The sequence below is a fragment of the Bradyrhizobium sp. 26S5 genome, assembly GCF_036923295.1.
GTDB lineage: Bacteria > Pseudomonadota > Alphaproteobacteria > Rhizobiales > Xanthobacteraceae > Bradyrhizobium > Bradyrhizobium septentrionale.
The window spans coordinates 8272615-8297371 of record NZ_CP145948.1 but is presented as its reverse complement, the minus strand read 5'-3'; the positions used below and the strand labels follow the sequence as shown (position 1 = coordinate 8297371).

Annotated in this window: 22 protein-coding genes, 1 tRNA gene and 1 pseudogene; 14 read left to right on the top strand and 10 right to left on the bottom strand. The window is 64.2% G+C overall.

All coding sequences use genetic code 11. The annotated features are described in order from the left end of the window. Positions 1-3: 3 nt before the first annotated feature. The 4 genes from V5279_RS39340 to V5279_RS39325 form a co-directional block, all read right to left on the bottom strand. A complete protein-coding gene (locus V5279_RS39340) occupies positions 4-855 on the bottom strand; it encodes a carbohydrate ABC transporter permease (protein ID WP_029085533.1) in 852 nt (283 codons plus the stop codon). Further along, on the bottom strand, positions 852-1721 hold the full coding sequence (locus tag V5279_RS39335) for a sugar ABC transporter permease (RefSeq protein WP_338692244.1): 870 nt from the start codon (positions 1719-1721) through the stop codon (positions 852-854). Before V5279_RS39335 ends, V5279_RS39340 begins: the two co-directional genes overlap by 4 nt. 190 nt (positions 1722-1911) lie before the next feature. Continuing rightward, complete coding sequence (locus tag V5279_RS39330) at positions 1912-3297, bottom strand: ABC transporter substrate-binding protein (protein ID WP_338692243.1); 1386 nt, start codon at positions 3295-3297, stop codon at positions 1912-1914. A gap of 159 nt (positions 3298-3456) precedes the next feature. Beyond that, a complete protein-coding gene (locus V5279_RS39325) occupies positions 3457-5418 on the bottom strand; it encodes an AsmA family protein (RefSeq protein ID WP_338692241.1) in 1962 nt (653 codons plus the stop codon). A 243-nt stretch (positions 5419-5661) separates the two neighbouring features. On the opposite strand from V5279_RS39325, the gene V5279_RS39320 reads away from it, so the two are divergent. The 4 genes from V5279_RS39320 to V5279_RS39305 all read left to right on the top strand — a co-directional run bounded on the left by V5279_RS39320 (position 5662) and on the right by V5279_RS39305 (position 8154). After that, positions 5662-6369 carry a CoA transferase subunit A gene (locus tag V5279_RS39320; RefSeq protein ID WP_021078522.1) on the top strand — a complete coding sequence of 236 codons (708 nt, stop codon included), beginning with the start codon at positions 5662-5664 and terminating at the stop codon, positions 6367-6369. A gap of 78 nt (positions 6370-6447) precedes the next feature. Beyond that, the gene (locus V5279_RS39315; RefSeq protein WP_029085538.1) at positions 6448-7098 is read left to right on the top strand and encodes a 3-oxoacid CoA-transferase subunit B; all 651 of its coding nucleotides are present in this window, start codon (positions 6448-6450) and stop codon (positions 7096-7098) included. Position 7099: 1 nt separating this feature from the next. After that, positions 7100-7744, top strand: a complete 645-nt coding sequence (locus tag V5279_RS39310; protein WP_166302783.1) for a GNAT family N-acetyltransferase — start codon at positions 7100-7102, stop codon at positions 7742-7744. Between the two features lie 203 nt (positions 7745-7947). Then, positions 7948-8154 carry a hypothetical protein gene (locus V5279_RS39305; protein WP_338692240.1) on the top strand — a complete coding sequence of 69 codons (207 nt, stop codon included), beginning with the start codon at positions 7948-7950 and terminating at the stop codon, positions 8152-8154. A 205-nt stretch (positions 8155-8359) separates the two neighbouring features. Here V5279_RS39305 and V5279_RS39300 read toward each other — a convergent pair whose 3' ends face one another. The 3 genes from V5279_RS39300 to V5279_RS39290 all read right to left on the bottom strand — a co-directional run bounded on the left by V5279_RS39300 (position 8360) and on the right by V5279_RS39290 (position 11985). Further along, positions 8360-9727, bottom strand: coding sequence for an MFS transporter (locus V5279_RS39300; RefSeq protein WP_338692239.1), 1368 nt, complete (start codon positions 9725-9727; stop codon positions 8360-8362). A 78-nt stretch (positions 9728-9805) separates the two neighbouring features. Continuing rightward, entirely contained in the window at positions 9806-11335 is a 1530-nt protein-coding gene (locus V5279_RS39295) for an aldehyde dehydrogenase (RefSeq protein WP_338701633.1), read from the bottom strand. After that, on the bottom strand, positions 11335-11985 hold the full coding sequence (locus V5279_RS39290; RefSeq protein ID WP_338692238.1) for a GntR family transcriptional regulator: 651 nt from the start codon (positions 11983-11985) through the stop codon (positions 11335-11337). Before V5279_RS39290 ends, V5279_RS39295 begins: the two co-directional genes overlap by 1 nt. Positions 11986-12127: 142 nt before the next feature. Between V5279_RS39290 and V5279_RS39285 the strand changes: the two genes are divergently transcribed. Beyond that, positions 12128-12925 (top strand): alpha/beta fold hydrolase, encoded by a 798-nt coding sequence (locus V5279_RS39285; RefSeq protein ID WP_338692237.1) that lies wholly within the window; start codon positions 12128-12130, stop codon positions 12923-12925. 119 nt (positions 12926-13044) lie between these two features. Further along, positions 13045-13530, top strand: a complete 486-nt coding sequence (locus tag V5279_RS39280; protein WP_166214038.1) for a Crp/Fnr family transcriptional regulator — start codon at positions 13045-13047, stop codon at positions 13528-13530. Here the strand turns inward: V5279_RS39280 and V5279_RS39275 are convergent. Both V5279_RS39275 and V5279_RS39270 read right to left on the bottom strand, forming a co-directional pair. Further along, a complete protein-coding gene (locus tag V5279_RS39275; RefSeq protein ID WP_338692236.1) occupies positions 13469-14296 on the bottom strand; it encodes a metallophosphoesterase family protein in 828 nt (275 codons plus the stop codon). The two genes, V5279_RS39280 and V5279_RS39275, sit on opposite strands and share 62 nt — an antisense overlap. 483 nt (positions 14297-14779) lie before the next feature. Continuing rightward, a complete protein-coding gene (locus tag V5279_RS39270; RefSeq protein WP_338692234.1) occupies positions 14780-18856 on the bottom strand; it encodes a PAS domain-containing protein in 4077 nt (1358 codons plus the stop codon). A gap of 339 nt (positions 18857-19195) precedes the next feature. Between V5279_RS39270 and V5279_RS39265 the strand changes: the two genes are divergently transcribed. From V5279_RS39265 to V5279_RS39240, 6 genes and pseudogenes are all read left to right on the top strand, one after another. Further along, a complete protein-coding gene (locus V5279_RS39265) occupies positions 19196-19594 on the top strand; it encodes a phasin family protein (protein WP_166302807.1) in 399 nt (132 codons plus the stop codon). 282 nt (positions 19595-19876) lie between these two features. Further along, positions 19877-20311 carry a phasin gene (locus V5279_RS39260; protein WP_029085550.1) on the top strand — a complete coding sequence of 145 codons (435 nt, stop codon included), beginning with the start codon at positions 19877-19879 and terminating at the stop codon, positions 20309-20311. 191 nt (positions 20312-20502) lie between these two features. Then, positions 20503-20579: transfer RNA gene (locus V5279_RS39255), tRNA-His, on the top strand. Positions 20580-20917: 338 nt separating this feature from the next. After that, positions 20918-21034, top strand: a pseudogene (locus V5279_RS39250) (thiaminase II); the annotation flags it as partial. 56 nt (positions 21035-21090) lie between these two features. Continuing rightward, on the top strand, positions 21091-22251 hold the full coding sequence (locus V5279_RS39245; RefSeq protein WP_338692233.1) for a hypothetical protein: 1161 nt from the start codon (positions 21091-21093) through the stop codon (positions 22249-22251). Positions 22252-22256: 5 nt separating this feature from the next. Beyond that, a complete protein-coding gene (locus tag V5279_RS39240) occupies positions 22257-22460 on the top strand; it encodes a hypothetical protein (protein WP_338692232.1) in 204 nt (67 codons plus the stop codon). Here the strand turns inward: V5279_RS39240 and V5279_RS39235 are convergent. Continuing rightward, positions 22457-23095, bottom strand: coding sequence for a hypothetical protein (locus V5279_RS39235; RefSeq protein WP_338692231.1), 639 nt, complete (start codon positions 23093-23095; stop codon positions 22457-22459). The two genes, V5279_RS39240 and V5279_RS39235, sit on opposite strands and share 4 nt — an antisense overlap. 163 nt (positions 23096-23258) lie before the next feature. On the opposite strand from V5279_RS39235, the gene V5279_RS39230 reads away from it, so the two are divergent. After that, a complete protein-coding gene (locus V5279_RS39230; RefSeq protein ID WP_338692230.1) occupies positions 23259-23990 on the top strand; it encodes a competence protein in 732 nt (243 codons plus the stop codon). A gap of 124 nt (positions 23991-24114) precedes the next feature. Beyond that, positions 24115-24645: a hypothetical protein gene (locus V5279_RS39225; RefSeq protein WP_338692229.1), complete on the top strand. Its 531-nt coding sequence runs from the start codon at positions 24115-24117 to the stop codon at positions 24643-24645. The last annotated feature ends 112 nt before the right edge of the window (positions 24646-24757 follow it).

Here is a 24757-nt window from a genome sequence, read left to right as displayed (position 1 = left end):
GCGTCACGACTTGACGGCGCCTGCCGTCAGCCCGCCCACCATGTAGCGCTTGAAGGCGTAATAGACCGCGGCCGGCGGCAGCGCGTAGATGAAGCCGGTGGTCATCAGAAGCTCCCACGGCGAATCGTCGGCGGCGAGGAAGTTGCCGAGCGCGACCGGCAGCGTGATGTCGGTGTCCTTCGACAGCAAGAGGAACGCGTAGAGATATTCGTTCCAGGCGAGCAGGATCGCATAGGTGCCGACCGCGACCAGCGAGGGCATCATCAAGGGCACGTAGACCAGACGGAACAGCTGCAGCGTGGTGGCGCCGTCCATCGTCGCGGCCTCGTCGAGCTCGACCGGCAGCTTGTCGGAGGCCTGTTTCAAGACCCAGATCGCGTAGGGCGCGGCGATCGTCACCATCGCCAGAATCAGCGACCAGTGATTGTTGAGCAGGCCGTAGGTGCCCATGGTGCGGTACATTGGCACGGCGAGGAACGCCGCCGGGATGAAATAGGTGAACAGCGCCAGGTTCATCACCGCGCGGCCGCCCGGCACGCGCAGCCGCGAAATCGAGAAGGCGGCGGCGGTGGCGACGAACAGCGTCAGTGCGCCGACCGCGAGCGCAATCACGGTCGAATTCCAGAACTGGATCCAGAAGTCGCGCAGGAAGTAATGCTGCTGGTGGAACACGATCGAGAAATTGTGGAACGTCGGATGCGCCGGCCACAGCTTGCCGGCGAACGCGTCCTCCTTCGGCGAGATCGCGAACACGAACATGTGGTAGATCGGGATCATGGTCCAGATGAAGACCGGGATGCCGATCAACAGCAGCTTGGCCTCGGTGCCGACTTCGCGGAGGGTGGGCAGCTTCATCGCGACAACCGTTTCATCATGTAATAGACCAGCGGCAGCACGAACGGCATCGCGCAGACGATCGAGGCCATCGCCAGCGAGAGCTGGTCGAGCCTGAGATAGCGGATGCCGAGCGTCGACAGCACGTGGGTGAGGTCGGCGGGCCCGCCGCCGGTGAGCAGATAAACGCTGTTGAAGTCGCCCAGCGTCCAGATCATCGAGAGGAGCGTGCAGGTGATGTAGAGCGTCTGCATCGAGGGCCAGGTGATGTAGCGGAATTTCTGCCACCAATTGGCGCCGTCGACGTCGGATGCCTCGTACAGATCGTGCGAGATGGCGAGCCGGCCGGTCAGCAGGATCAGCGTCCAGAACGGCAGCGACTTCCAGATGTGCACCCCGATCGCCATCGCGAGCGCGACCGCTGGATCGTTCAGCCAGTTCGGGCCGTCGTCGCCGGTGAACTTGAAGATCAGCTGGTTGACCACGCCCCATTCCGGATTGAGCATGAAGCGCACGGAGAGAATGGTCGGGATCGACGGCACCGCCCAGGGCAGGATGAAGATCACCGACAGCCACCTGATCCACGGCCGCTGCTGGGCGAAGAAACCGGACAGGAACAGCGCGATCAGCATCTTGATGTTGATGCCGATGACCAGGAAGATCAGCGTATTGACGGCGGCACGCGCGAAGATCGGGTCGTGATAGAGCGCGACATAGCTCGACGGATGGCGCGCCAGCCACAGGCCGTAGCAGACCGGATAGACCACGAAGGCGAGGAAGACGAGCAGATAGGGCGCGAGCAGCGCGATGCCCCAGATCTGCGGCGGCGACAGCCGCGCCGACAGTGGCGGCGAGGGGACGTCGGATGCGGAGAGTGTGATCGCCATATGGTTACTCGAAGAACGAGATATCGCCTACGTCGTCGTCCCGGCGAAGGCCGGGACCCATAATCACAGGGCCCAGCCGTTGCGCGAAAGCCGTCGACCAGCCTGCTCCCAAATGACTGCCTCGGCGTATGGGTCCCGGCTTTCGCCGGGACGACGCGGAGACAGCTTGGTAGCGGTTGGCGTCACTGCCTCAACCCGCGACCTGCTTGATGCGGGCGATCAGTTCGTCGACGGCCTTGTCGACCGGCACCTTCTCGCTGACCACGCGATTCATGGCCTTGGCCCAAACGTTCTCGTTGTTCAGGATGGTGAACTTCCAGTTCTTGGTAAAGTCGAACGGCGCGGTGCCGCCGGTGAACTGATTCCACACCGCCTTGCGATGCCGGTCGGCCTGCCAGAACGGGCTGGCCTGGCTTGCCTTGGTCACCGGGAACCAGCGGCCAAGCGCGCCCTCGACATAGGGCCGCACATTGTCTTCCTGCATCAGGAACGCGATGAACTGCTTGCCCTCAGCCTTGTTCTTGGCGTTGGCGAAGATCAGCCCGGTCTTGACGTCGGAGCGGTACTTGATGGTCGAGCCGTCCGGCGCCTTCGGGAAGGACGCCGTGATGATGTCCTGCTCATAGGCCTGCTTGCCGGCGGCGCGCTGCGCGTCGGTCAGCGCCGGGTTGGTGGAGTCCTCGAACCACTTCGCCGCGATCGAGATCGTGAAATTGTGGGTCATCACGATCGTCTTGTTGTGGAACGCGACGTTGTTGTCGGGGTCCTTCCAGGTCGTCGAGGAGGGTGGCGTGCAGCCCTTGATGTAGGTGTCGGTGTAATCCTTCAGCGCGTGGATCAGACCGTCGCGCACCTTGGGATCGTCGACCAGGAGCTTGCCATCGTCGTCGACCAGCTTGACGTGATAGGCGTCCATGAAGGTGTAGAACGACTGGAACGAGTCGGTGGATTCCACGCCCATCGGCTGGCCGACGCCGTAGGTGCGCTGGCCGGTCGCCTTGCGGATCGCCGGCTGCACCTTGTCGCACCAGAACGTCCAGTAATCCTCCCACTTGGTCGGGATGTCGGCGGCCTTGAAGCCGGCCTTGTCCAGCATGTCGCCCCAGATCTGCACGTGCATGCTCTGCTGCTTCAGCGGGAAGCCGTAATAGGATTTCTTCTTGGTGACGTCATTGTAGAGCAGGGCCGCTTCCAGCGTGTTCGGCGCGAACGCGTCCTTCATCGGCAGCATGATGTCGGAGAGGTCCTCGAGCTTGCCCTCGAAGGCCCACTTGCCCTGCGCCTGCACATCGTAAGTGTCGGAATAGGCGACGTCGGGCACGGTGCCGGAATCGAGCGCGGCGACCGTCTTCGGAATCATGTCCTGGATCGCGTACTGCGACAGTTCGACCTTGATGCCGGTCTTGGCTTCGAATTTCTTGATCGTCTCGAGCAGCGCGTCGTCTTCGGACTTGTAGAATCCCTTGCCCCACCAGACCGTGATGGTCTTGCCCTGGGCCAAAGCAGGTGCCGTGGCCGCGAACAGACCGACCGCAGCGACCGCGAATGATAGCGCACCGATAACCTTGGATCTCACGTTGTTCTCCCTCATGGCGCCGGTTTTTTAACCGGTTGGATAAAACACTAGCGCATGCCCGTGACCTGATAAAGATGTCGCATCGACGACTTCTGTAGGGGGCTCGCGGCAGGGCGTGGATCAGTCCCGGTGCATCGATGCGGAAAGTGAATGGATCGATCAGTTCGACTTCGCATTGTCGGCTGCCGTCGCCGGTGCGCTGGCGGGCGCGCCGGTCGCAGCATCCGCCGCCGGCTGCCGCGCGGCTCCGCCAGTGAAGCGCTCGATCACCGAGCGCACCGCGTCGCGGGTCTTGCGATCCTTCACCGCATCGAGCAGCGGGGCGGATGCAGGCGAGCGGCGGATCAGGCTTTCCGGATCGGGGAAGATCAGCGGATCGTCCCACGGGCCCTGGATCACGAACGGCAGATCGAATGCGTTGCCGCCGGCGGATGTCGAGGTCAGGCTGGCGACGCCCTTGAGATCGTATTCGCGCGACGGCACCGATGCGGTGCCGGTCAGCGTGATCTTCGCGGTGGGGCTCTCGACCCGGATGTCATCAGCGGTGGCGACGCCGTCGGCGAATTTCACCGAGATGCTGAGATTGTCATAGGGCGTCGAGCCGGAGCGGAAATTGCCGCCGCCGGACAGCGGCCGCTTCTCCAGCCGCTTCAACAGCTGCTCGACATTGAAGCCGGCGATGGCGCCGTCATGCCCGTTCAGCGTGGCGGTGCCGTCCAGCGATGAGGCAAGCCCGAACGGGCTCGAGCCGGAGGCGGTCAGCGAGACGTTGAGGTTGCCGCGGCCGGACAGCTTGTTGATGCCGAACAATTCGCTGGCGCAGGCCTGCAAGTCGACATCGGTGAACTGGAACTGGGCCCTGACGTCGGCGACCGCATCCGAGCGCGCGATCGCGAACGAGCCCTTGGCGATGCCGCCATACATCTGCGCCTCGCCGACGCTGAGTGCGAGCGCGCCGCCGCGCAGATTGGCGCCGAACGCGGTGCGGCCGAGCTTGGACGGGCCGACCGTCACCTTGGCGGCCGACAGGCGCATGTCGAGATCGGTCGATGACAGCGAGGTCAGGTCGAACAGCTGCCTGTTCCAGTCGCGCTGGCCGCTGGCCAGAAGGCGGAACGTCGAAATGTAGGGCGTGAAATCGAGATTGCCGGCGGCAAGCGTCGCCTGCAGCGTCTGCCGGCCGTTATTGGCATAGGTCATCACGCCCTCAGCGACATTGCCGTCGAGCTCGACATTGACATTGGTGAGCGCGACCGAGCCGCCGACCACATTGGCGCGGGCCTTCAGGGCGAAGCGGCCGAACCCGCCACCGCCGCCGGGCGGCGCCTGCCCCATCCAGCGCAACGCGTTGCGCAGCGACGGTGAGTCCATGGTGGCGACGCCTTCCATCATCAGGCTGGTGCGGTTGGCAACGGTTCCGTCGAATGCGACCTTCAGCGGCGCGCTGGCGAGCCGGGCCTTGAGGCCGGAACGGTCGCCCGACAGCAGCGCGACGAAATCGCTGGCGCTGATCGAGCCGTCGACGCGCTCGCCGCGCCAGTCGAACTGGCCGGTTGCGGCAAAGGATCGCGATATGGAGGGCCAAGCCAACGAAAGATCGATATCGCCGAGTTGCTCGGAGATGTTGTTGGTCCCATCCTGGTAATTCAGCTCGCCGTCCTGGATCCGGATTTCGGAGAACGACACCTGGTTCTCGGCGCCGGGCGTCATCGCCTTGGCGATGGTCTCGACGAACGGTGTCCAGTTGCTCTCGCCGGCGCCGTCGCGGACCACACGGATATGCGGGCGCAGCATCATGACGTCGGCAATCTCAAACCGCCGCAGCAACAGCGGCAGCAGGCGCAGATTGGCGGTCAGCACATCGACCTGCAGGGCGGGACCGATGGTGTCGGCGCCCTTCAGTCCGACATTATGAAAGGAGACGTAACTGCCCGGAAACACCGAAACATCGATCGGGCCGTTGACCACCAGTTCGAGCCCGGTCACGGCGCGAATCTGCGCTTCCACCGCGCGCTGCAGCGCGTCCCGGTTGAGGAACCACGACGTTCCCACCAGCCCGACGAGCGCCAAGCCTAAAAGAGCCGCGATCGGCATCCCCAGGCGCTTAATTCCTTGGGCCATCGTCAATGACATATCCGGGTCGGGTTGAGTTTTGTCGGGTCGCCGTCGAACACTGCCGGCTGCGCAGTGGTAGCCGGTGCCAACCCACGCAACTTGAAGGGTTTTCTTGTCGCTTTCAAGGCCATGTTGCTGCCGCGGGCGGCCGCCGGTCGCCGTACGGGCCGTGATTGACGCGCTGCGAAGATTCCGCCTAATAATCCGCTGGTCACAGCCGTTCCGCGCCCTCCATCAGGTATTTGCTGCATGAACAAGGTTTATCCCGACGCCAAATCGGCACTCGATGGTCTCCTCAAGGACGGCATCATGATCATGTCGGGGGGCTTCGGCCTCTGCGGCATTGCCGAAACCCTGTCGGACGCGATCCGCGACTCCGGCGTGAAGGGGCTGACGGTCGTCTCCAACAATGCCGGCGTCGACGGCATCGGCCTCAGCCGGCTGCTGGAAACACGCCAGATCAAGAAGATGATCTCGTCCTATGTCGGCGAGAACAAGCTGTTCGCCCAGCAATATCTCGCCGGCGAGCTCGAGCTCGAGTTCAATCCGCAGGGCACGCTGGCCGAGCGCATCCGCGCCGGCGGCGCCGGCATCCCGGCCTTCTACACCAAGACCGGCGTCGGCACGCTGATCGCCGAAGGCAAGGAAGTGAAGGAATTCGACGGCGAGAAGTACATCATGGAGCGCGGCCTGTTCGCCGACGTCGCCATCGTTCACGCCTGGAAGGGCGACACCGCCGGCAATTTGGTCTACCGCAAGACCGCGCGCAACTTTAACCCGATGATGGCGACCGCCGCCAAGGTCACCGTCGCCGAGGTCGAGCATCTGGTTCCGGCCGGCGAGATCGACCCGGACCACATCCACACCCCCGGCATCTTCGTCAAACGCATCATCGAGGTCGGGACCGGCAAGAAGCGGATCGAATTCCGCAACACCCGCCCGCGTCCCGCAGCCTAACGCATGATCCGGAAAAGCGGGAACCGGTTTTCCGACAAGATCATGCGCAACTAAGACATAACTCTTCAGGAGAGCCTCATGGCCTGGACCCGTGAACAGATGGCCGCCCGCGCCGCCAAGGAGTTGCGCGACGGCTATTACGTCAATCTCGGCATCGGCATTCCGACGCTGGTCTCGAACTTCATCCCCGACGGCATCGACGTCAGCCTGCAGAGCGAGAACGGCATGCTCGGCATGGGCCCGTTCCCCTATGAGGACGAGGTTGACGCCGACCTCATCAACGCCGGCAAGCAGACGGTGAGCGAGCTGCCCTCGACCAGCTATTTCTCCTCGGCCGAATCCTTCGGCATGGTGCGCGGCGGCCATATCGACCTGTCGATCCTCGGCGCCATGCAGGTGGCGCAGAATGGCGACCTCGCCAACTGGATGATCCCCGGCAAGATGGTGAAGGGCATGGGCGGTGCCATGGACCTCGTCGCCGGCGTCAAGCGCGTCGTCGTCGTGATGGAGCATTCCGCCAAGGACGGCGCGAAGCTGCTCAAGCAGTGCAACCTGCCGCTGACCGGCGAGCGCGTGGTCGACATGGTGGTCACCGATCTTGCGGTGTTCACCATCGACAAGCACGGCAAGGACGGCATGGCGCTGATCGAGCTCGCCGACGGCGTCACGCTCGACGAGGTCAAGGCCAAGACCGAGGCCGAATTCCGCGTCGCGTTGAAGAACACCTGAGATGATCGGCGCGGGACGATCCTCGATCCGTCCCGCACGATCCGCCGACGCCGGCTTCATCGCCCGTATCGTGCTGGCCGCGCAGCGCGGCCCGTTGTCGCGCGGCTGGACCGACATCGCGCTGGATCGTCCCGAACCGGAATGCCTCGACTTCATGGCGCGGCTCGCCATTGCGCGGGTGCGGTCATGGTACCACGTCGCCCATTTCCTGATCGCCGAGGTCGATGGCGTGCCGGCCGCCGCGCTGTGCGCGCTGCCCGCCTCCGGCACCGTCGTCGCAGCCCGCGCCGCGATCGAGGAGGTGGCGCCACAGATCGGGGCCGATCCGGCCGCCATCGTCGCGCGCGGCGGTTATGCCCGCAATTGCTGGGTTCAGGGCGGCGAGGGCGACTGGCTGATCGAGCATGTCGCAACCGAAGCGTCGCATCGTGGCGGCGGCCTGGTGCAGGCCTTGATCGGGCGCGCACTCGCCGACGGCAAGGCCGCGGGCTTTGGGCAGGCGTCGATCTCGTTCGTGATCGGCAACGAAGCGGCCGAGCGCTGCTACGCCCAGGCCGGTTTTTCCTTCGCCGAAGAGAAGCGCGACACCGCATTCGAGGCACTGACCGGCGCGCCGGGCTTCCGCAGATTTGCGCGCGGGATGTGAGGGGCGGCGCGCGGCCACACACACCGCCGTCGTCCTGGCTTTCGCCAGGACGACAATGGGATTCCGATTCACATGTCAAACAGCCTGTTCAGTGTCATCACCCGCGAAAGCGGGTGATCCAGTATTCCAGAGACGCCGCTGCATGAGCTGAGAGGCCGCGGCGTACTGGATCGCCCGGTCGAACCGGGCGATGACAGGTGTTGATGAGGACGCAACTTCGCATTCTCGCGACCGAGCGTGACATCAATGACGAGCGCAAGCGCGTCTCGGTGACCTATGACGCAGCCGTCAATGTCGCGCTCGGCGCCGGCGATAACGTCGCGGTCGCGACCTATGCCGACGGCCAGAAGGTGGAAAAGCCGTTCTCCGTCGCTGCCGGCAAACGCCAAACGCTGGAGATCAAGCCGTAGAGCGATACGGCGTTGCTCGTCGCGCGTAATCTCGGTTCAAGCATTCCGGCCTAAAGCGCGATGAGATTGGGTTGAATCGTCATCGCGCTTTCGCTCTTTGTCTGAGCATGATCTTCTCGGAAAACCGCTTCGCACTTTTCCGGATCATGGTCTGGCGCCGGAATGCTTGACGATCATGCGGTGGGCTGCAGGAGCACCCTCCGTTTCACGACGCTTCCTGCGGGACCGCGGATGGCGCTTCCTCGCCCTTGAGCTCCTCGAGGCTGCGGTGCCGCGGCTCGATGCCGAGCGCCCACACCGTGATGATCTGCACGACGAGCAGCCCGATCATCAGAGCCATCACACCGGCGACGCCGCGCGCTTCGAACAGCATCACGACCAGGAACGGCGTCACGATGGTGGCGCCGCGGCCGAGCGTGTTGACGATGCCGGACGCGCGCAGCCGCACCTCGGTCGGGAACAGTTCGGGAATATAGATGCCGAACAACAGCGCGACCAAAACGTAGATCGGGACGGTCAGCGCGAAGCCGACCGCCGGCAGCAGGAACGGATTCGAGATCATCGGATAGATCACGCCGAGGATGATTGTGACCAGCGATGCGCCGATGATCGTGGGCTTGCGGCCCCAGCGGTCGGCGGTGAGGGCGCCGATCGCCGAGCCGATCGGCACGCCGAGCGCCATCAGCAGCGAGTAGCCGAACGACGTCGCGACCGAGAGGCCCTGCTTGATGAAGAACACCGGCAGCCAGGTCACGAAGCCGTAGAGCAGCGTATTGATGGTGATCAGGCAGATCGCGCCGACGATCATGCGCGACAGCAGCGGCGCCGTGAACAGGGTGGCAAGATCGGGCGACACCGGCGCCTTCGTTGCCGCGGCCGGGGCCGGCAAGGGGCGGCCCTGGGCTGCCTCCTTCTCGATCGACTGCATCAGCGCCTCGGCCTCGGCGGTGCGTCCCACCGCCTCCAGCCAGCGCGGCGATTCCGGCAGCGACTTGCGCAGATACCACACGATCAGGGCGCCGACGCCGCCCATCACGAACATCGCGCGCCAGCCGAACAGCGGGACGACGACGGACGCCACCAACAGCGCCACGGGCAGGCCGGTCACGACGCAGACGGCGGTGAAGCCGAGCCACTTGCCGCGGCTCCGCGCCGGCACGAACTCGGTCATCGTGGAATAGCCGACGACGTTCTCGGCGCCGAGGCCGACGCCCATCACGAAACGGCAGGCAATCAGGAAAGCCATGCTCGGGGCAAACGCCGCCGCCAGGGACGCGATGCCAAAAAGCAGCAAATTGAACTGGTAGGTGAAGCGCCGCCCGTAACGGTCGCCGAGGAATCCGGTGCCGAACGATCCGAGCATCATGCCGACGAAGGTTGCGGAGATGAATGCGGCGTTCTCGGCGAGCGTCGAGAACCCGGTCTTCAGCGTCACGCCGAGCACGGTGCCGGCGATGTAGATGTCGAAGCCGTCGAAGAACATCCCGATCCCGATCAGGATCATGATGCGGCGATGGAATGGTCCGATCGGCAGCCGATCGAGACGGCTCCCCGCGTTGACCGATGTCGACATGTACGCTCTCCCCTTGACTGTTTCCTCGTGGATGCGGCCCGCCATCTGTGGGGCGGTTGCCGCTCTTGACTGTCGTGGCTAGTTCAAACGGCGCTGGCTGGCCGTGTCGCGGTACCAATCGAACGGCTGTTCGTGGGTCGCGACCATCACGCTCTTGGTGTTGAAATGGTCGTCGAAGCTCTCGGTGCCGCATTCGCGGCCGATGCCGGAATCGTCGACGCCGCCCCAGGGCGAGGCCGGATCGAGCCGGTGGTGGTCGTTGATCCAGACGATGCCGGCCTTGACCGCGGCGGCAACGCGATGGGCGCGCGCGACGTCGCGGGTGCGAATCGCGGCGGCGAGGCCAAACGGCGAGTCGTTGGCGAGCCGCAACGCATCGGCCTCGTCCTTGAACGGTGTCACCGAGGTGAAGGGACCGAACACCTCCTCCTGGAAAATCCGCATGTCGGATTTGACGTCGGCGAACACCGTCGGCTCGACGAAATAGCCGTTGTCGTGACCCGCGACCTTGGCCGCGACGCCGCCGGTGAGGAGCCGCGCGCCGTCTTCATGGCCATAGCGCGCATAGGTGAGCACGCGGTCGCGCTGGCGCGCCGAGATCACCGGCCCAAGCTGGGTGTTCGGATCGAAGGGATCGCCAATGCGGATGGTGCGGGTCTTGGCTTTCAGCTTCTCGACGAACTCGTCGTAAATCGAGGCCTGCACGATGTGGCGCGACGCGCAAACGCAGGTCTGTCCGGCGCCGATGAAGGCGCCGAATGCGGCGTAGTTGACGGCGCGATCGACGTCGAAATCATCGAATATCATCACCGGCGTCTTGCCGCCGAGCTCCATGGTCTGGTGCGCGAACACCTTCGCCGCGGCGCTGCCCGCGATGCGGCCCGCTTCGGTGCCGCCGGTCAGCACGAGCTTGTTGATGTCGCCGTGCTCGGCCAGCATCTTGCCAGCGCTCTGGCCGAGGCCGAGCACAATGTTGAAGACGCCGGGAGGCAGGCCCGCCTCGCTGAAGATCTGGGCGAGCTTCAGCGTCGTCAGCGGCGTGTATTCCGACGGCTTGACCACGGTGACGCAGCCGGTCGCCAGCACCACGGCAAGCGACTTGCACAGGATCATCAGCGGATGATTGAACGGCGTGCAGTTGGCGACGATTCCGATCGGCGTGCGCAGCGTGTAGTTCAGATAGGAGCCTTCGACCGGGATGACGGAATCGCGACGCGACAGCGCCACGCCAGCGAAATAGCGGAAGAAATCCGGCAGCCGCGACAGCTGCGCGCGGGTCTCGTTGACGGGCCGTCCGTTGTTCAACGTCTCCAGCCGGTACAGCGTATCGAGATTGGCTTCGAACGCGTCGGCGAGCCTGTTGACGAGCCGGGCACGCGCGCGGGTATCCATTCCGCCCCATGCCTTGCCTTCGAACGCCGCGCGCGCGCTCTTCATCGCGCGGTCGATGTCTTCAGCGGTCGAATTCGGGATCCGGGCGATGACGTCGCCGGTCGCGGGATTACGGACGTCCAGCAGCTCGCCGTTGCCGGCCTCGACCTCGCGTCCGTCGATGAAGTTGCCGTGGATCTCGACCTCGATCGTCGCGGGCTTCGACGGAATATTCATCATGACCTCTCTTCGACGATGACGGCGTTGCGCTTGAGCGCCGGCAGGACCCGCTTTTCGGTGGCGGCGATGTGCGCCTTGATGATGCGGGCTGCGGTGCGCCCCTCGCGCTGCTGCATGGCGTCGATCAGGGCGACGTGTTCGGCCACGAGCTTCGCCGGATCGTGGCCCTTCAGGTTGGATACGCTGACGCGCACCAGCCGGTCGGCCTGACCGATCAGGTCGCAGAGCGTCGCCGCCATCCGGCGGTTGCCCGATGCGTGCGCCAGCGCGGAGTGGAAGCCGCGATTGTAAGCGATGAAGTCCTCATGGCTGCCTGAGAAGCGGCGGAATTCATCGAGTGATTTCAGGATGCTGTCTGGCGCACTCTCGATCGCTTCGGCGACGCAGGCCGGCTCGAGCGCCAGGCGAAAGCGCAGCAGGTCTCGCGCGTCGGACAGCGAGATCGGATTGACCCGGTAGCCCTGGCGGGGCTGCACCGTCACCAGATGCTCGCGTTCGAGCCGCAGCAGGGCGTCCCGGACCGGTTGGCGGCTGACGGCGTAGCGCTCCGCCAGTTCCTGCTCCCGCATTTCATCACCCGGCGCGAAGTGGCATGATAAAATATCAGATCGCAGGTTTTCATAGATATTGTCGCGCAAAAGGATCATTTTGCTCAGAGCTCCTGTTATTAAATTGCAGCTGTGAAATATCACGTCAAGTCCAAAATGCTTGAAATCAGCCCGATTTGATTTATCAATCGTCGCGAAAGGGGCCTCGGAGCCCTCGGCCCGATTTGGAAAGAGACCGGCAATGGACAGGCTTTTCGCCAACCGCACCGTCAACGCAGCCCAGTCGGGCGAGGGGCCGCCGCTGCTCCTGTTTCACTCCCTGCTGTCGGACCGCGCGAGCTTCGATGCGATCGTGCCGGAGCTTGCCCGGTCGTTTCGGACCATCGTGCCGGAACTCCCGGGATTTGGCCGATCGGCCGCCGTCGAAGGCGGCCTTGCTGCCATCGCCGACCGGATGGCGAAGGCGGTGCATGATGCGGCTGATGGCATGCCGGCCATCGTGCTTGGCAATGGTTATGGCGGGTTTGTCGCGCTGCAGATGGCGATCCGCCACCCGGCGCTCGCGAGCCGGCTGATCCTCGCCGACACCGGAGCTGCGTTCTCCGAGCCGGGCCGCGAGGCGTTTCTCTCCATGGCAAGGGTCTCCCGCGAGAAGGGGCTCGCCGCGATCACCGACGTTGCGATGCGCCGGCTGTTCGCACCGGATTTCCAGGCACAGCATCCGGCGCTGATGCAGGATCGCCGCGAGGCTTTCCTGCGCACCGATCCCGACGTGTTCTGCGCGGCCTGCGATGCGCTGGCGAGCCTCGATCTTCGTGCCGAGCTCGGCGGCGTGACCGTCCCGGCACTTGTGGTGGTCGGCGAATACGACGAGGCGACGCCGCCGCCGATGTCATACGAATTGGCCGCCGGACTGCCGCGGGCCGAGCTCAGGGTGATTCCGGGATGTGCGCACGTCCCGCAGCTGCAATCGCCAAAACTGTTCCTCGATACGATCGGCGATTTCCTGTCGATCAAGCATGCCGCGCCCACTGCGTGACGGCGCCGCCCCTCGCGCCCGCGCCGCGGCCTGCCGACAATTTGGGCAGAACGCCCAGCTAATCCGTTTCACCTCGACGGCATCTCTGCCTAGTCTGGCGGACACGGAGACGAAGCCAGATGCGCGCGATCCTTGATCACTGCAGCGGAGCAACGCAACGGAGCCTGCCGGCCGGCACGGATTTCATCGAGGAGGGCGGCAAGACAGGTCATTTGTTCGTGCTGCTCGAGGGCAAGGTGGAGGTTGTGAAGGGCGACAGTCTGGTGGCCGTGATCGACGAGCCCGGCGCGGTGTTCGGCGAGATGAGTGTCCTGCTCGACCGGCCGCACAGCGCGAAGGTGCGCACGGCGTCCGATTGCGTGCTGTATGAATTCGACGACGCGGCGTCGTTCCTGCGCGAGCAGCCTGCGGTCGCGCTGCTGATCGCGCAGCTCCTGGCGCAACGGCTGCACGTCGCCACGACCTATCTGGCCGACCTGATGCACCAATATGCCGACCACGGCACCCATCTGGCGATGGTCGGCGAGGTGCTGCAGAGCATGATCAACCTGCCGCCGATGCAGGTCGCGCCAGGCTCGGATCGGCAATCCGATCCAAGGATGTGAGCCAGTCCGGCGCCTCGCTGAGCGGCGTTGCCGGCCGATGCAGGGGGGCGTTGAGATCGACGATCTGCGCATCGCCGGCGGCGAGCCAGAACGCCTTGTCCTGGGTGAGATCGAGCACGATGTAGACCGGCGGCCGGCCGGGCTGCAGGCCGGTATTGAAGACCCAGGTGGTGCCGATGCGGTCGAACCACGAGCCGCTCGGGATGAACGGCGATTGATGCACATGGCCGGAGATCACCATCGCCGGGTGGTGGCGCTCGATCCAGCGCAGCAATTCGACGTCGCCGAAGAAGCGCTTGCCGCCCCAGCTGATCGGGGAATCCGCCGGCGGGGCGTGATGCACCCAGACCCAGCGGCGGTGCGGGATGGCGGCCGCCTCGCGCAGCTGGTCGTCGATCCGCGCCTTGACCAGCGGGCCGTCCCACCACGGGCACACCGTGAACAGCGTGTCGCCGACGGTCAAATTGTCGCCGTCGCAGGCGACGCCGAATTCCCTGATGCCGGCGACCCATCGCGCGATCTTCTCGCCCTCTGCGTTGCGCTCGTCGAGGTCATGATTGCCCGAGCAGAAGATCACGCGCGTGAGGCCGGCGAGGCGCGACAGGTATTTCGTGACGACCACGATCTGAGCGCGGAAATCGACCGCCGAGCCGAGGTTGAGCGCATCGCCCGCGAAGATCACCAGATCGAATTGCGGCGCGGCCGCCAGCAGCCAGTCGAACTGCGGCAACGAGTAATGCAAGTCGGCGACGACGAGGCAGCGCATCCGGCAAATCCAAATGCTTGGGGACAACGGCGGTGAATTGGTAAGGCAATGAATTTCAAACAATCTGAATTGCAGCAAGATTTATGCCGTTCGGCGCGGATTAAGCGCGACAGATCTTCGCAGTGTCGTGCATTGGTCCTACTTGGGTGGAGGGGCTCGAACTGGAGCGTGATTTGAATTCACGCGGATGCGCCGCTCGGCCAAGTAAGGAGGGCACGCTTGTCAGGCTCCCTCTCCCCTTGCGGGAGAGGATGGGGAGAGGGGTGGCCCCGGGAGAGATGCTTGACGGAAGCGTCGCGCGCGCAAATCTGCTCGTGTCGTTGAATTGCCAACTGAGAGAGCACGCCGTGTGGCACCCCTCTCCCTAACCCTCTCCCACAAGGGGAGAGGGAACCCTTCCGTCGGTGCGTCCCTCACGCAGCTGGCAAGAGACACAAGCGTCACACGCGCGCTGAAGACATCAGCTGCACGCACTTGCCCCCCTCACGCCCTTGCGGTGGCGTGGGAGAACACGATCTCGATCAGCGTGCCGGTGCGGCCGCCGGTCTTGATCTGGAACTTGGCGCGGTTCGCTTCGACCAGCGCCTTGGTCAGCGACAGGCTGACGCCGCCGGAGCCGGCCTGATCCGACGGCGTCGGCGCGCGGAACGGTTCGAGCGCGGCGGCGACCTCGTTGTCGTTGAGGCTTTGGCCGGTGTCGCGCACGCGCAGCATCACCTCGCCGAAATCCGACAGCGCGGTCGAGACGATCACCTGGCCGCCGGCATTGGCGAGATGGATCGAGTTGCCGATCAGGTTCAGCGTGATCTGGCGCAGCGCGCGGGCGTCGGCGACCACAGGCGGCAGCGTGTGCGCGAGCGAGGTGCGGATGATGATGCGCTCGCGGTTGGCCTGCGGCTGCATCACCGCGACGCAGCTCTCCACCATCTCGTTGAGGTTCTGGTTGGAGAAGGCGAGGTCGAGCTTGCCGGTCTCGATCCGCGACAGGTCGAGCAGGTCGTTGACGATCGCGATCACCCGCTCGCCGGAGGCGCGGATGTCCTTCATGTATTCGACATAGCGCTCGTTGCCGAGCGCTCCGAACCGTTCGCCGATCATCACCTCGGAAAAGCCGATGATGGCGTTGAGCGGGGTGCGGAGCTCATGGCTGATCCGCGCCAGCATGTCGGTCTTGGCGTTCCCCGCGCGTTCGGCGAGCCGTCGCGCCTCGCGCAGCTCGACCTCGCTTCGCTTGGCCTGCGAGAGATCGCGGAACACGGCGAAGAAGTTCGGCCCGTCGGCGCGGGTGCGGCCCATCGTCACCGACAGCGGGATGATGCCGCCCTGGCGGACGCGGCCGAGCGTCTCACGGCCGTGGTCGAGCAGGCTGGCGACGCCGGCCGATTTCACGCTGGCGAGATAGTCGAGGATGCCGTGCTGGCTCTCCGGCGCAAACAAATCGGCGAGGTTGTGCGCGATGAACTCGTCGCCGTCATAGCCGAACAGTGCCTCGGCGCTTCGGTTGCAGGAATGGATGTTGCCCTCGGCATCGAACATGATGATGCCCTCGGCCGCGGTGTCGAGGATCGCGCCGAGCTCCTCGGCGTCGGCGTGGCCGGCCTGCGGCTCTGGCGGCGCCAGCACCGGCTCCGCGATCGCTGCCGGCTCGGGATCGGGCAGCGCGGCGGCGACCGCGGCATCTTCCTCAAGTGTGCGCGAGAAGATCAGCGCCAGCGCGGAATCATCGTCCCAGGTGATGGTGTGCAGCCGCGCTTCCGCAGATACCGACTCTGCGTCGCTGCCGCCGTTCTGGTTCGCCGAGATCGTGACCGGCGTGCCGGTCCCGGAGGTGCTGCTCGCCTGCGAGACGCCTGGCTCGACATAGAGCGCGTCGAGCCCGCCAGCAGCTTCCAGCCCGTGCAGGCTGTCATAGCCCACGCGGGTGAGGAAGGCGTGGTTGGCATAGAGCAGGCGGTCGAGCCGGTAGATCAGGATGCCGACCGGCAAAAGATCGAGCAGCGCGCGGTCGCGCCGGGAGTCGGCGCGCGGCGCCGGCTCGGCCGCAGCGAGCCAGCTGGCCTTTTGCGGGTCGGTCGGCGGCGCTTGCTGCGCGACCGTCTCTTGCTGCGGCGTCGCCTCCTGTGGCGGCTCGGTCGGGTCGGGCTCCTCGGGAACCGGCTCCGCGGCGGCGCTCTCATTCGTTGTCGCGGTGAGCCCCGCCTCGCTCTCGAGCCGCGCCGACAATTGGCGGGCGAGCTCGTTGAAGGCGTTGTTCTCGACCGGCGTCAGCGACGGCGGCCGGGTGTCGCCGGCGGGGCGGAACTGCACCACGTTCGGTGGCGGGTCGTGACGCACTTCGCGCGTTTCCTCGTTCGTTTCCACGGCGTGATCCGGATCGGCTTGGTGTGAAGTCTTTGTTGCTGTCGGCTCGGTCAATTCCTCGAGTGGTGCGGCTGCGGTCGTGTCGGGCGGCGGCTCCGCGTGCGGCGGAGGATTGTCATGCGGCGGGGCGGCGGGCCCGGGCGGCGCATCGGTGCGCGGCGCAGGCGCGACATCGGCCGACAAGGATTGCGGCGCGATCGCGCCGCTGAAGAACTCATAGCGGCGCATTGCTGCGAGTCGCGCAAGCCCGTCGAGGTCGCGACACACACCAAAGCCGCGATAGCCGGCGAAATTCCGGTTGCGGTCGAACACCGGCAGGCCGGACAGTTCCACCGGCAGCCGGCCGCCGCCGTCGACCGGCCAATGCAGCGTGATGCCGCTCCAGGTGTCGTGGCTGGCGAACGCCTGCATGACGCGGCCCTCGGGATCGAGGCCAAAGCTCGCGGCGATGTCGCTCCACAGCCGGCCGAAGCCGGCGGCAGTGTGCAGGCCGATCAGGCGGGTGAATTCGTCGGAGCCGAGCGAGAAGCGCGCCTCATGGTCCATCTGCCACATGAAGCGCAGCGGATGCCGCCGTACCGGCAAGGGTTCGTCGAGCCATGATGGCTTCACCGCCGCCTGCGTCGCGGGCTCCGGCTCGGCGGCGGGCGGCGGAAGGGGCGCATCCGCGATCGCGTAGGGCGAGGGCGCGTGATCGGCCGGCGGGGATGATATCGCGGCGGCCGGCGCGGTTGCCGTCCCCTCGAGATCGCGCGGGGGGGCAGGCGCAGGCGGTTCGACCTGCGCCTCAGCGGGCACCTCGATCAGCGCTTCCGACAGCGGCTCCTCGATGGTGGAAGTGTCGGCTGACGCGGTGTCGAGATGCGCGGGCTCGACGACCGGCGCCGGCTCGACGTGCGTCTGTTCTGCTGGCGCGGGAGACGTCGCAACATCCGCAGGCTGTTCGATCTGCGCCTCAGCGGGCACCTCGATCAGCGCGTCCGACAGCGGCTCCTCGATGGCGGGAGTTTCGTCAGGCGCGGTGCCGAAAGCCGCAGTCTCGACCGGCGTTGTCTCTGCGTGCGCCTGTTCTGCTGGCGCGGGAGACGTCGCAACATCCGCGGGCTGTTCGGCCTGCGCCTCAGCGGGCATCTCGATGAGCGCTTCCGACAGCGGCTCCTCGACGGCGGGAGTTTCAGCAGGCGTTGTGTCGAAGGCCGCGGCCTCGACGGGCGCTGTCTCTGCGTGCGCCTGTTCTGGCGCGGCGAGAGATAGAGCGGCGTCCGCGGGCTCGGATTCGGCCACGCTGATGATCGGCTCGGCTGTGGCTGCTTCTCCGGGCTGCGGATCCAGCGCATCGAACAGCGTGATGGTGGCCGGCGCTTCGCTGGCCGGCGCGGCGGCTTCGTCCTGCGCAACAGGTTGTTCGACAACGGCCGGCGCTGGCGGCGGCTCCACTGCCGCTGCCTCTTGCGGCGTCGCTGCCGCGGGCGCTGGCGTTTCCGGTGCTGCTGTCACCGGCGCAACCGGCTCGGGCACGATCGGCGCCGCCGGTTTTGCGGCGAGATGTGGCGCCGGCTTGATCAGCGCGACCAGCGCGCGATCGGCGCCGCAGCCGATCCGCTGCAGCGCGACGCGGCCGATAGCTGTGCTGGCCGACGCGCGGCCCTGCGCCAGCGCCTCGCCGCGCGCGGCATCGAGGCCGGCCTCGGTGAGATCGTGCAGGCCGGGCAGCGGCCGCGCCGCCTCATTGGCTGCGATCAAAAGTCCGTCGCCGTTGAAGGCGGCCGCCGGCCGGTCTAGCCCCTGCACCAGCCGCAGCAATCGCTCGGCAAGTGTCATGCCGCGGCCGCCGGCATTGAGCGCAGACACCAGGATGCCGTGGCTGCCGTCTGACAGCTCGAGCCGCGCGCAGCCGCAGGTCCCGAGCATTCCGGGTGCCGCGCCAAACCCGGGCAGCCGCTCCAGCCTGATGGCGCCGGTCGCGGCGAGGCTGCGGCCGAGGCGGGCGACCTGACGACGATGCGGATCGGCCGGGCCGAAGGCGCGCTTTGCCAATTCGGCGCCATTGGCGGCACCGAATACCTGCACCCCGACCGGATTGGCCCACAGGATCCGTGCGCCGTCAGCCGACCACAGCCATGCCGGCTGGGCGCTCGTCGCATGATCCATCAGCCTCACATCGCCGAGTGCCTGGATCTGGAATTCCGCGTCGCTCATCACGCCAGATTTGACCGCATGGGTTGGGCTTTCTTCCTTAGCTTTGCCGAGGGGGCCGGCAGCCGCAGGACGACAGCCTTAACAGAAGGTTAGTATCGCAACTGGGGGGCGGCAGGTCCATGTCCCGAGCCAGCCTGCGTCAGCCAAAGCCGGGATAACGTTAACTTGGCTGAACGATCCACCGCCGTTTGGCGTTGTCGAGCATAGGCTGCTGCGCGGCGCGTGATTGCGGAACCAGGGCGGCTCCGCGTCACACCTGCGATTGCAGTCCGCGATATAACCTGCCGCAGGCCATCGGAGCCAACCGGCGGGCCGATCACCAAGCGAGGGAGAACGACCATGAGCGACAACGCGCGTGACCATTTCGAGATTCCCAAATTCGAAATCCCCAAGGACATGCGATCGATGGCTGAGGCGAGCTTTGATCAGGCGCGCAAGGCGTTCGAGCAGTTCGTGACCAACGCCAGGGACACCGCTGGCAAGATCGAGGAGCGCAACGCGGAGATGCGGGCCGGCGCCAAGGACCTTTCCGCCAAGGCGCTGTCATATGCGGAAAGGAACGTGCAGTCGTCGCTGGACTACGCCCAGTCGCTGCTCAAGGCCAACGACCTCAACGAGGTCATGAGGCTGCACAGCGAATATGTGCAGGGCCAGATGCGCTCGCTCGCCGAGCAGGCCAGCGAGATGGGGCAGGCCGTCAGCCGCGCCGCGATGGATGCGGTCAAGCCCAAGAACTGACGGAGAACTGACGGCGGCTGGACCGCAGCCGACCTTGGTGCACCCAGCCTCGGTCGGCCGCGGTACCCCTATATTTCGCCACATAAAAATAACGCGTCGCACACGATCTTACGTTGCGTTGCACAAAATTGACATGATATGGGTGTTTATTAGGCGCGCCCAACAAAAAGGGCACTCCCGTGAATCGAAGGCAGCGTGATCCATTTCAGCGCTCCCGGCCTCTTTGGCTCCGGGGCGTCCGCAATGGTCACATCTACTCACCCGTTGCGAAGGATTACACGTATGACCAACCCGTCCGATCCGTTTTCCGCCTCGATCATCCCGTTCGAGGTCCCCGAGCAGATGCGTGCGTTCGCTGAAAAGGGCGTGCTGCAGGCCCGCGACAGCTACGCCAAATTCAAGGACGCCGCCGAGACCCACAATTCGACCGTCGAGGCCGTGTTCACCTCGGTGAGCAAGGGCGCCAGCGAGTATTCGGCCAAGCTGATCGAGTTCTTCAAGGCCAACACCACCTCGTCGCTCGACTTCGCCCAGGAGCTGTTCAGCGTGAAGTCGCCGACCGAAGCGGTCGAGCTGTGGACGTCGCAAGCCCGCAAGCAGTTCGAGACCTACACCGCGCAGGCCAAGGAACTGGCCGAGCTCGGCCAGAAAGTCGCCGCTGAGGCCGCCGAGCCGATCAAGGCCAACGCCTCGAAGTTCTACAAGCCGGCTGCCTGATCTTAGCTTGCAAGAGACCAGCGAAAGGCCCGGGCCAAGGCGGTCCGGGCCTTTTTGCTTGAAAATCGGTTATCCAACGGCGTGAAATGCGGGCCGAAAGCCCGCGTTAAAGCCTTGCCAAAGCGCGGCGTTGCACCTAGTTTCCGCCCGAAATCGCCGCCCCCCTTCGGGTTGGGGCGTTGCGTCAGGATGCAGTTGTAGCTCAGTTGGTTAGAGCGCCTGTCTGTGGAACAGGAGGTCGGTGGTTCGAGCCCACCCAACTGTACCAGCGAAATCAATGACTTATCCTAGCCTTCGCCCGAAGCCCATGATTGCTAGCTACCATGTAGCTACCGCGGTGACGGAAACGCAGTCTGGTTCTAAATTCGTAATGACGGGGTCATAGGTTTGCGACATCACTCAACCTGACGAATTTGCTCCCGAGGCCTACGCGATTTGTGGCGGTGATAACGTGGGCGCGAGTCAGTCCCGACAGCCCAGCGACTGACGGCAAGCGAATTCCCCCGGCTGAACGCGGCGGCCTGTAAAGGTCGCATGGACCCGGTTCGCAATGCGCTATCGGCGAGCCAAAGACGTTCATGGAGGGGCAAGCGAGGCGAAAAGATCGTGAGTTTTTTCGAGCGTCTAAAGACAGAAGCATCCGCCGAGTGGCGGGCCTACACCGAACATCGCTTCACGAACGGATTGGCAGACGGCTCGCTCCCCGAAGCAGCGTTTCGTCACTAGACGGCTGGCGATACAGCCTGGCCGGTCACGCCGTATTGTGGAGCATGCGCTCTATGTTGCTCGGTTTGTTGCTGGCCTCTGTGGCTGGCTCTGCCGTGGCGGCGGACTGGGGCAACATAGCCACCATCTCCTCGACGCTAGGCAACAATACCAACCGGCTTTGTATTGGCGACCACTCGCGACCGGGCGACATTGGCTGCCCGACCTGGGCGCCGAGCCTGACCACGGCCGGAGATGTCAGCGTCAGCGGCAATCTGTCAGCAAGCAAGTTTATTGGCGATGGCTCTGGCCTAACCAACGTCGGCGCCGCGAGCACCGACCGCATCATCAGCGGTACGACCTCGATGCTAGCCGTAAGCGACACAGGTTATGTGTCGCTTACGCAGAGCGGCATCAATACCGGTTGGTTTGATCCGGCCCGCGGCCTCGTCACCATCGGCATAAGCACAACTGGGACTATCAGCACTACCGGAATTTACTTAAATGGAGTGGCAGTGCCGCAAATTATTCTCGCGAATACAACCAACTCACGGATATGGAAAATCGACTCGCAAGGTGGCTGGATTGACCGACTAAATGGCATCTTCCACATCAACCGCACCACCAACTCTCACTTCGTTATTAACGCGGGGGGTGGTAATCTCGGCGTGGGGACTGCTTCTAATACAATTCCCAGCGCGACTCTTCATGTCAGTGGCAGCGTGATGGTGACGACGGCCAGCAACACCAACTCGGTGAGCAACCCAGCTTTCTATATCAACGGCACGAACGGCTACGTCGGCATCGGCACGGCCGCTCCTGCGGCGCCGCTGCAAATTACGCTGCTGGGGAGTTCAACCTCGTCAACCATCGGCTTTGCTCACATCGCCTCCTCCTACGGGGGCCCATTCTTCACCGCCCGCCAATCCGGCGCGGGGTACTCTTACGGAAGCGCCATGTTCCAGGCACTAACCGATAATCCCACTGGCAGCGCGAATGTCTTCTTTGAAGGTATTGCGGCTGGAAGCCTGAGAGCAAAGATCCGTGCAGACGGTCTGGGCATGTTTGCGGGCGGCATGGAGGTGGGAACCACGAGCAGCTCACCTTCGGCGACCCTCGTTGTTTCTGGGACGAGTATTCTAAGCAGCTACACGGCCATCGGCTTTGGCAATAATACATACAGCCCCACTGCCCCACTCGAGGTCTCCGGCACCATCAGCGCTACTAGTCGGTGAACGGCGTGAGCATCACGGGCGCCGGTAGCGCCGGCGACCGCATCGTCAGCGGCAGCGTCAACATGATAGCCGAGCAGACGAGCGGGACGGTACGAATCTCTGGCACGCTGGCACTCAACAATACCGGCAACGAAGTATGTGACGCGGCGCACTACTACACGTTCCGCGCCAACCCCATCACGCAACAGCTCGAAATGTGCCGGCCCTAGACGTAGCGCCTGGCCGTCCGCTCGATGTCGTCGCGCAGTTTTCCTCGTCGCATATGACCGCTGCGCGTCGTCTGCGGCGCGAACAGCGCCTTGCCATACCGACGCCCGGCTTCAAGTCCCCAGAAATTAGCGGCCCTCAGGCAGACGACCATGCGCTCACCCCGCTCTGCCTGTGGAAACAGGATTGATTGCGCCCAGTCGAGCATTGCCCGGCTGGAGGGAAGGGCGGCGAGAACATGATGATCGGTGAAGGTGCGCGAGTGGTAAGCCCCGATGTTGGCGATGGCGACCTTGTCCTTGATGACTTCCGGTTCGCCCAGCCACGCCAGGCGCTCTCTGCGCCATCTGGCGGCTTCCGGGTGATGGTCGGTGAACCCGAGCCTACCGGTGCGCTGCTTGACGTACCGCTCCTGTCCTTCCTTCGATCTGGCGATCTTGACGTCGGTTTCCGAGAACCCGGGCGACAGATAGAGCAGCACAATCGGAGCCGTCCGCAGTTTCCCGCCGAACTTGGCCGGCAGACACCTCAGATCAAAGCCGTGCGAGTCATTGAGGCGCGCAAAGACCGGGCGGTCCAGCGGATGGATCGTGTCGGCTTTGCCGATCATCGACCAGAATTTGAAGATGTCTGTCATTGCTCGCTCGTTTCCGGCCTTTCGCCGTCTTCAGTCATCGTTTCCTCTAGCCAAAGAGGTTCGGTGAGGTGCACCCTACCAATCACTGAAAGGCGATGTGAAACATGAAATTCGCTCTGGTAGATGGCCAACGCGTTGAGGCCTTTCCTCAAGGGCTTGGATCGTGCCCAAGGTGCGAAAGCTACGTGATAGCCAAGTGCGCCTCGCACGGATTCCTCATTGGGCGCATAAGGCCATTAGGAATTGCGATTCCTGGATAGAACCCGAAACCGAATGGCATCGGGCCTGGAAGAACAAATTTCCCACTGAGTGGCAGGAGTTCATCCAGCATGACGGGCAATCTGGGGAGAAGCACATCGCGGATGTGCGGACCGAGCATGGCCTGGTCATCGAGTTCCAACATTCGCACCTCAACCCGCTAGAGCAGACCGCGCGCGAGCGCTTTTACGGCAACATGGTTTGGGTCGTCGACGGCACCCGCCTGCAACGGGATTATTCCCGGTTTCTGAAAAACAAGGCCAACCTGCGAACCACAGACTATCAGGGGTATTTCCTTCTGGACTTCCCAGAAGAGTGCTTTTCCCCGCTTTGGGTTGAGAGCTCAGCTCCTGTTATCTTCGATTTTCGTGGGATCGGCGAAGACGTGGCTCCTGATGGCACCAAAGACGCACTGTGGTGCTTGCTTCCCGGGCGCGCGGGAAGATATGCGGTGGTCGTTCAAATGCCGCGCGAGTACTTTATGCTCGCGACTTCCAGCCAGCCCCAATTGCTGCCTGCGCGAGATATCGTGACCGGCTTTGCCCAGCGCCTGCGAGCAGCGCAAGAGCGGATAATGCAGCCTCCTTTTTTCATGTCGGGCCGAGCCTTTCGGCGGCGGAGATCCTGGCGGCTCTGAAGAGCTTAGTCCTAGCGTACTTCGGTCGGATGCAGCCACCACTTGTAGGGCGTGATGCTGCGCGCCTCGGTGAGCTTGATCATGTGGACGAAAGGGCACTGCCGTTCGTATGCGGACAGACGCGTTGCCCAAAGATGACGGACTGGCCGAGGATCATCGAGTTGCAGTTTCCATCGAGGAGATAGCGATGCCGAGTGTCAATTTTGAACTGAGAGACGTGCCGTTTCCGGTGATGTCGACGTCTGCATCAATCAAGGAACTGGAAGCCCTGGACAGCCAGGAAAAGACGGCAGCCCTGCAACGGCAGTTTCTCTACATGGCTGATGTACTCAGAAAGTGCGGGATTCCCACCGACAACCTGATAGCCGCGCTGTTGGGAGCAGCGATCCAAGACTACACCGAGAACGCCATGCTCCAGCTGATCGACGAGGAGCGGCGGAGGCACCCGGCTTATCCGGCAACGCTGACTGTGCTCGCTCAGTTCATGACAGCGCAGGGCACGATGATGGTCAACCAGGGCATTCCGGCGGGCCTGCTAGGGGTTTCGATGATGAATGCGGGAATCGCCGTGGCGCAGAAGGAGATGACCAAAGCCAAGGTGGTTGAGGCTGTCGAGGGTAGCCTCGAAGCTTTGAGTGGAGAAACGCGGACGTAGTTCAGCAGCCGCTCGCCATCTGCAGGGCCTCAGCCTTTCGTCCTCTTCAAGGAAATTGTTGAGCAGGTTATAGCTCGGCTTTATTTGCGCCCGGCTACAACCTAGAGTCAGG

Bases quoted from the DNA above. Each gene is read 5' to 3' on its own strand.
- V5279_RS39235 (WP_338692231.1), bottom strand. From the start codon at position 23,095: ATGACAGACATCTTCAAATTCTGGTCGATGATCGGCAAAGCCGACACG.
- V5279_RS39325 (WP_338692241.1), bottom strand. From the start codon at position 5,418: ATGGCCCAAGGAATTAAGCGCCTGGGGATGCCGATCGCGGCTCTTTTA.
- V5279_RS39310 (WP_166302783.1), top strand. From the start codon at position 7,100: ATGATCGGCGCGGGACGATCCTCGATCCGTCCCGCACGATCCGCCGAC.
- V5279_RS39245 (WP_338692233.1), top strand. From the start codon at position 21,091: ATGTTGCTCGGTTTGTTGCTGGCCTCTGTGGCTGGCTCTGCCGTGGCG.
- V5279_RS39315 (WP_029085538.1), top strand. From the start codon at position 6,448: ATGGCCTGGACCCGTGAACAGATGGCCGCCCGCGCCGCCAAGGAGTTG.
- V5279_RS39270 (WP_338692234.1), bottom strand. From the start codon at position 18,856: ATGAGCGACGCGGAATTCCAGATCCAGGCACTCGGCGATGTGAGGCTG.
- V5279_RS39275 (WP_338692236.1), bottom strand. From the start codon at position 14,296: ATGCGCTGCCTCGTCGTCGCCGACTTGCATTACTCGTTGCCGCAGTTC.
- V5279_RS39280 (WP_166214038.1), top strand. From the start codon at position 13,045: ATGCGCGCGATCCTTGATCACTGCAGCGGAGCAACGCAACGGAGCCTG.
- V5279_RS39285 (WP_338692237.1), top strand. From the start codon at position 12,128: ATGGACAGGCTTTTCGCCAACCGCACCGTCAACGCAGCCCAGTCGGGC.
- V5279_RS39340 (WP_029085533.1), bottom strand. From the start codon at position 855: ATGAAGCTGCCCACCCTCCGCGAAGTCGGCACCGAGGCCAAGCTGCTG.
- V5279_RS39335 (WP_338692244.1), bottom strand. From the start codon at position 1,721: ATGGCGATCACACTCTCCGCATCCGACGTCCCCTCGCCGCCACTGTCG.
- V5279_RS39300 (WP_338692239.1), bottom strand. From the start codon at position 9,727: ATGTCGACATCGGTCAACGCGGGGAGCCGTCTCGATCGGCTGCCGATC.
- V5279_RS39265 (WP_166302807.1), top strand. From the start codon at position 19,196: ATGAGCGACAACGCGCGTGACCATTTCGAGATTCCCAAATTCGAAATC.
- V5279_RS39290 (WP_338692238.1), bottom strand. From the start codon at position 11,985: ATGATCCTTTTGCGCGACAATATCTATGAAAACCTGCGATCTGATATT.
- V5279_RS39295 (WP_338701633.1), bottom strand. From the start codon at position 11,335: ATGAATATTCCGTCGAAGCCCGCGACGATCGAGGTCGAGATCCACGGC.
- V5279_RS39320 (WP_021078522.1), top strand. From the start codon at position 5,662: ATGAACAAGGTTTATCCCGACGCCAAATCGGCACTCGATGGTCTCCTC.
- V5279_RS39305 (WP_338692240.1), top strand. From the start codon at position 7,948: ATGAGGACGCAACTTCGCATTCTCGCGACCGAGCGTGACATCAATGAC.
- V5279_RS39260 (WP_029085550.1), top strand. From the start codon at position 19,877: ATGACCAACCCGTCCGATCCGTTTTCCGCCTCGATCATCCCGTTCGAG.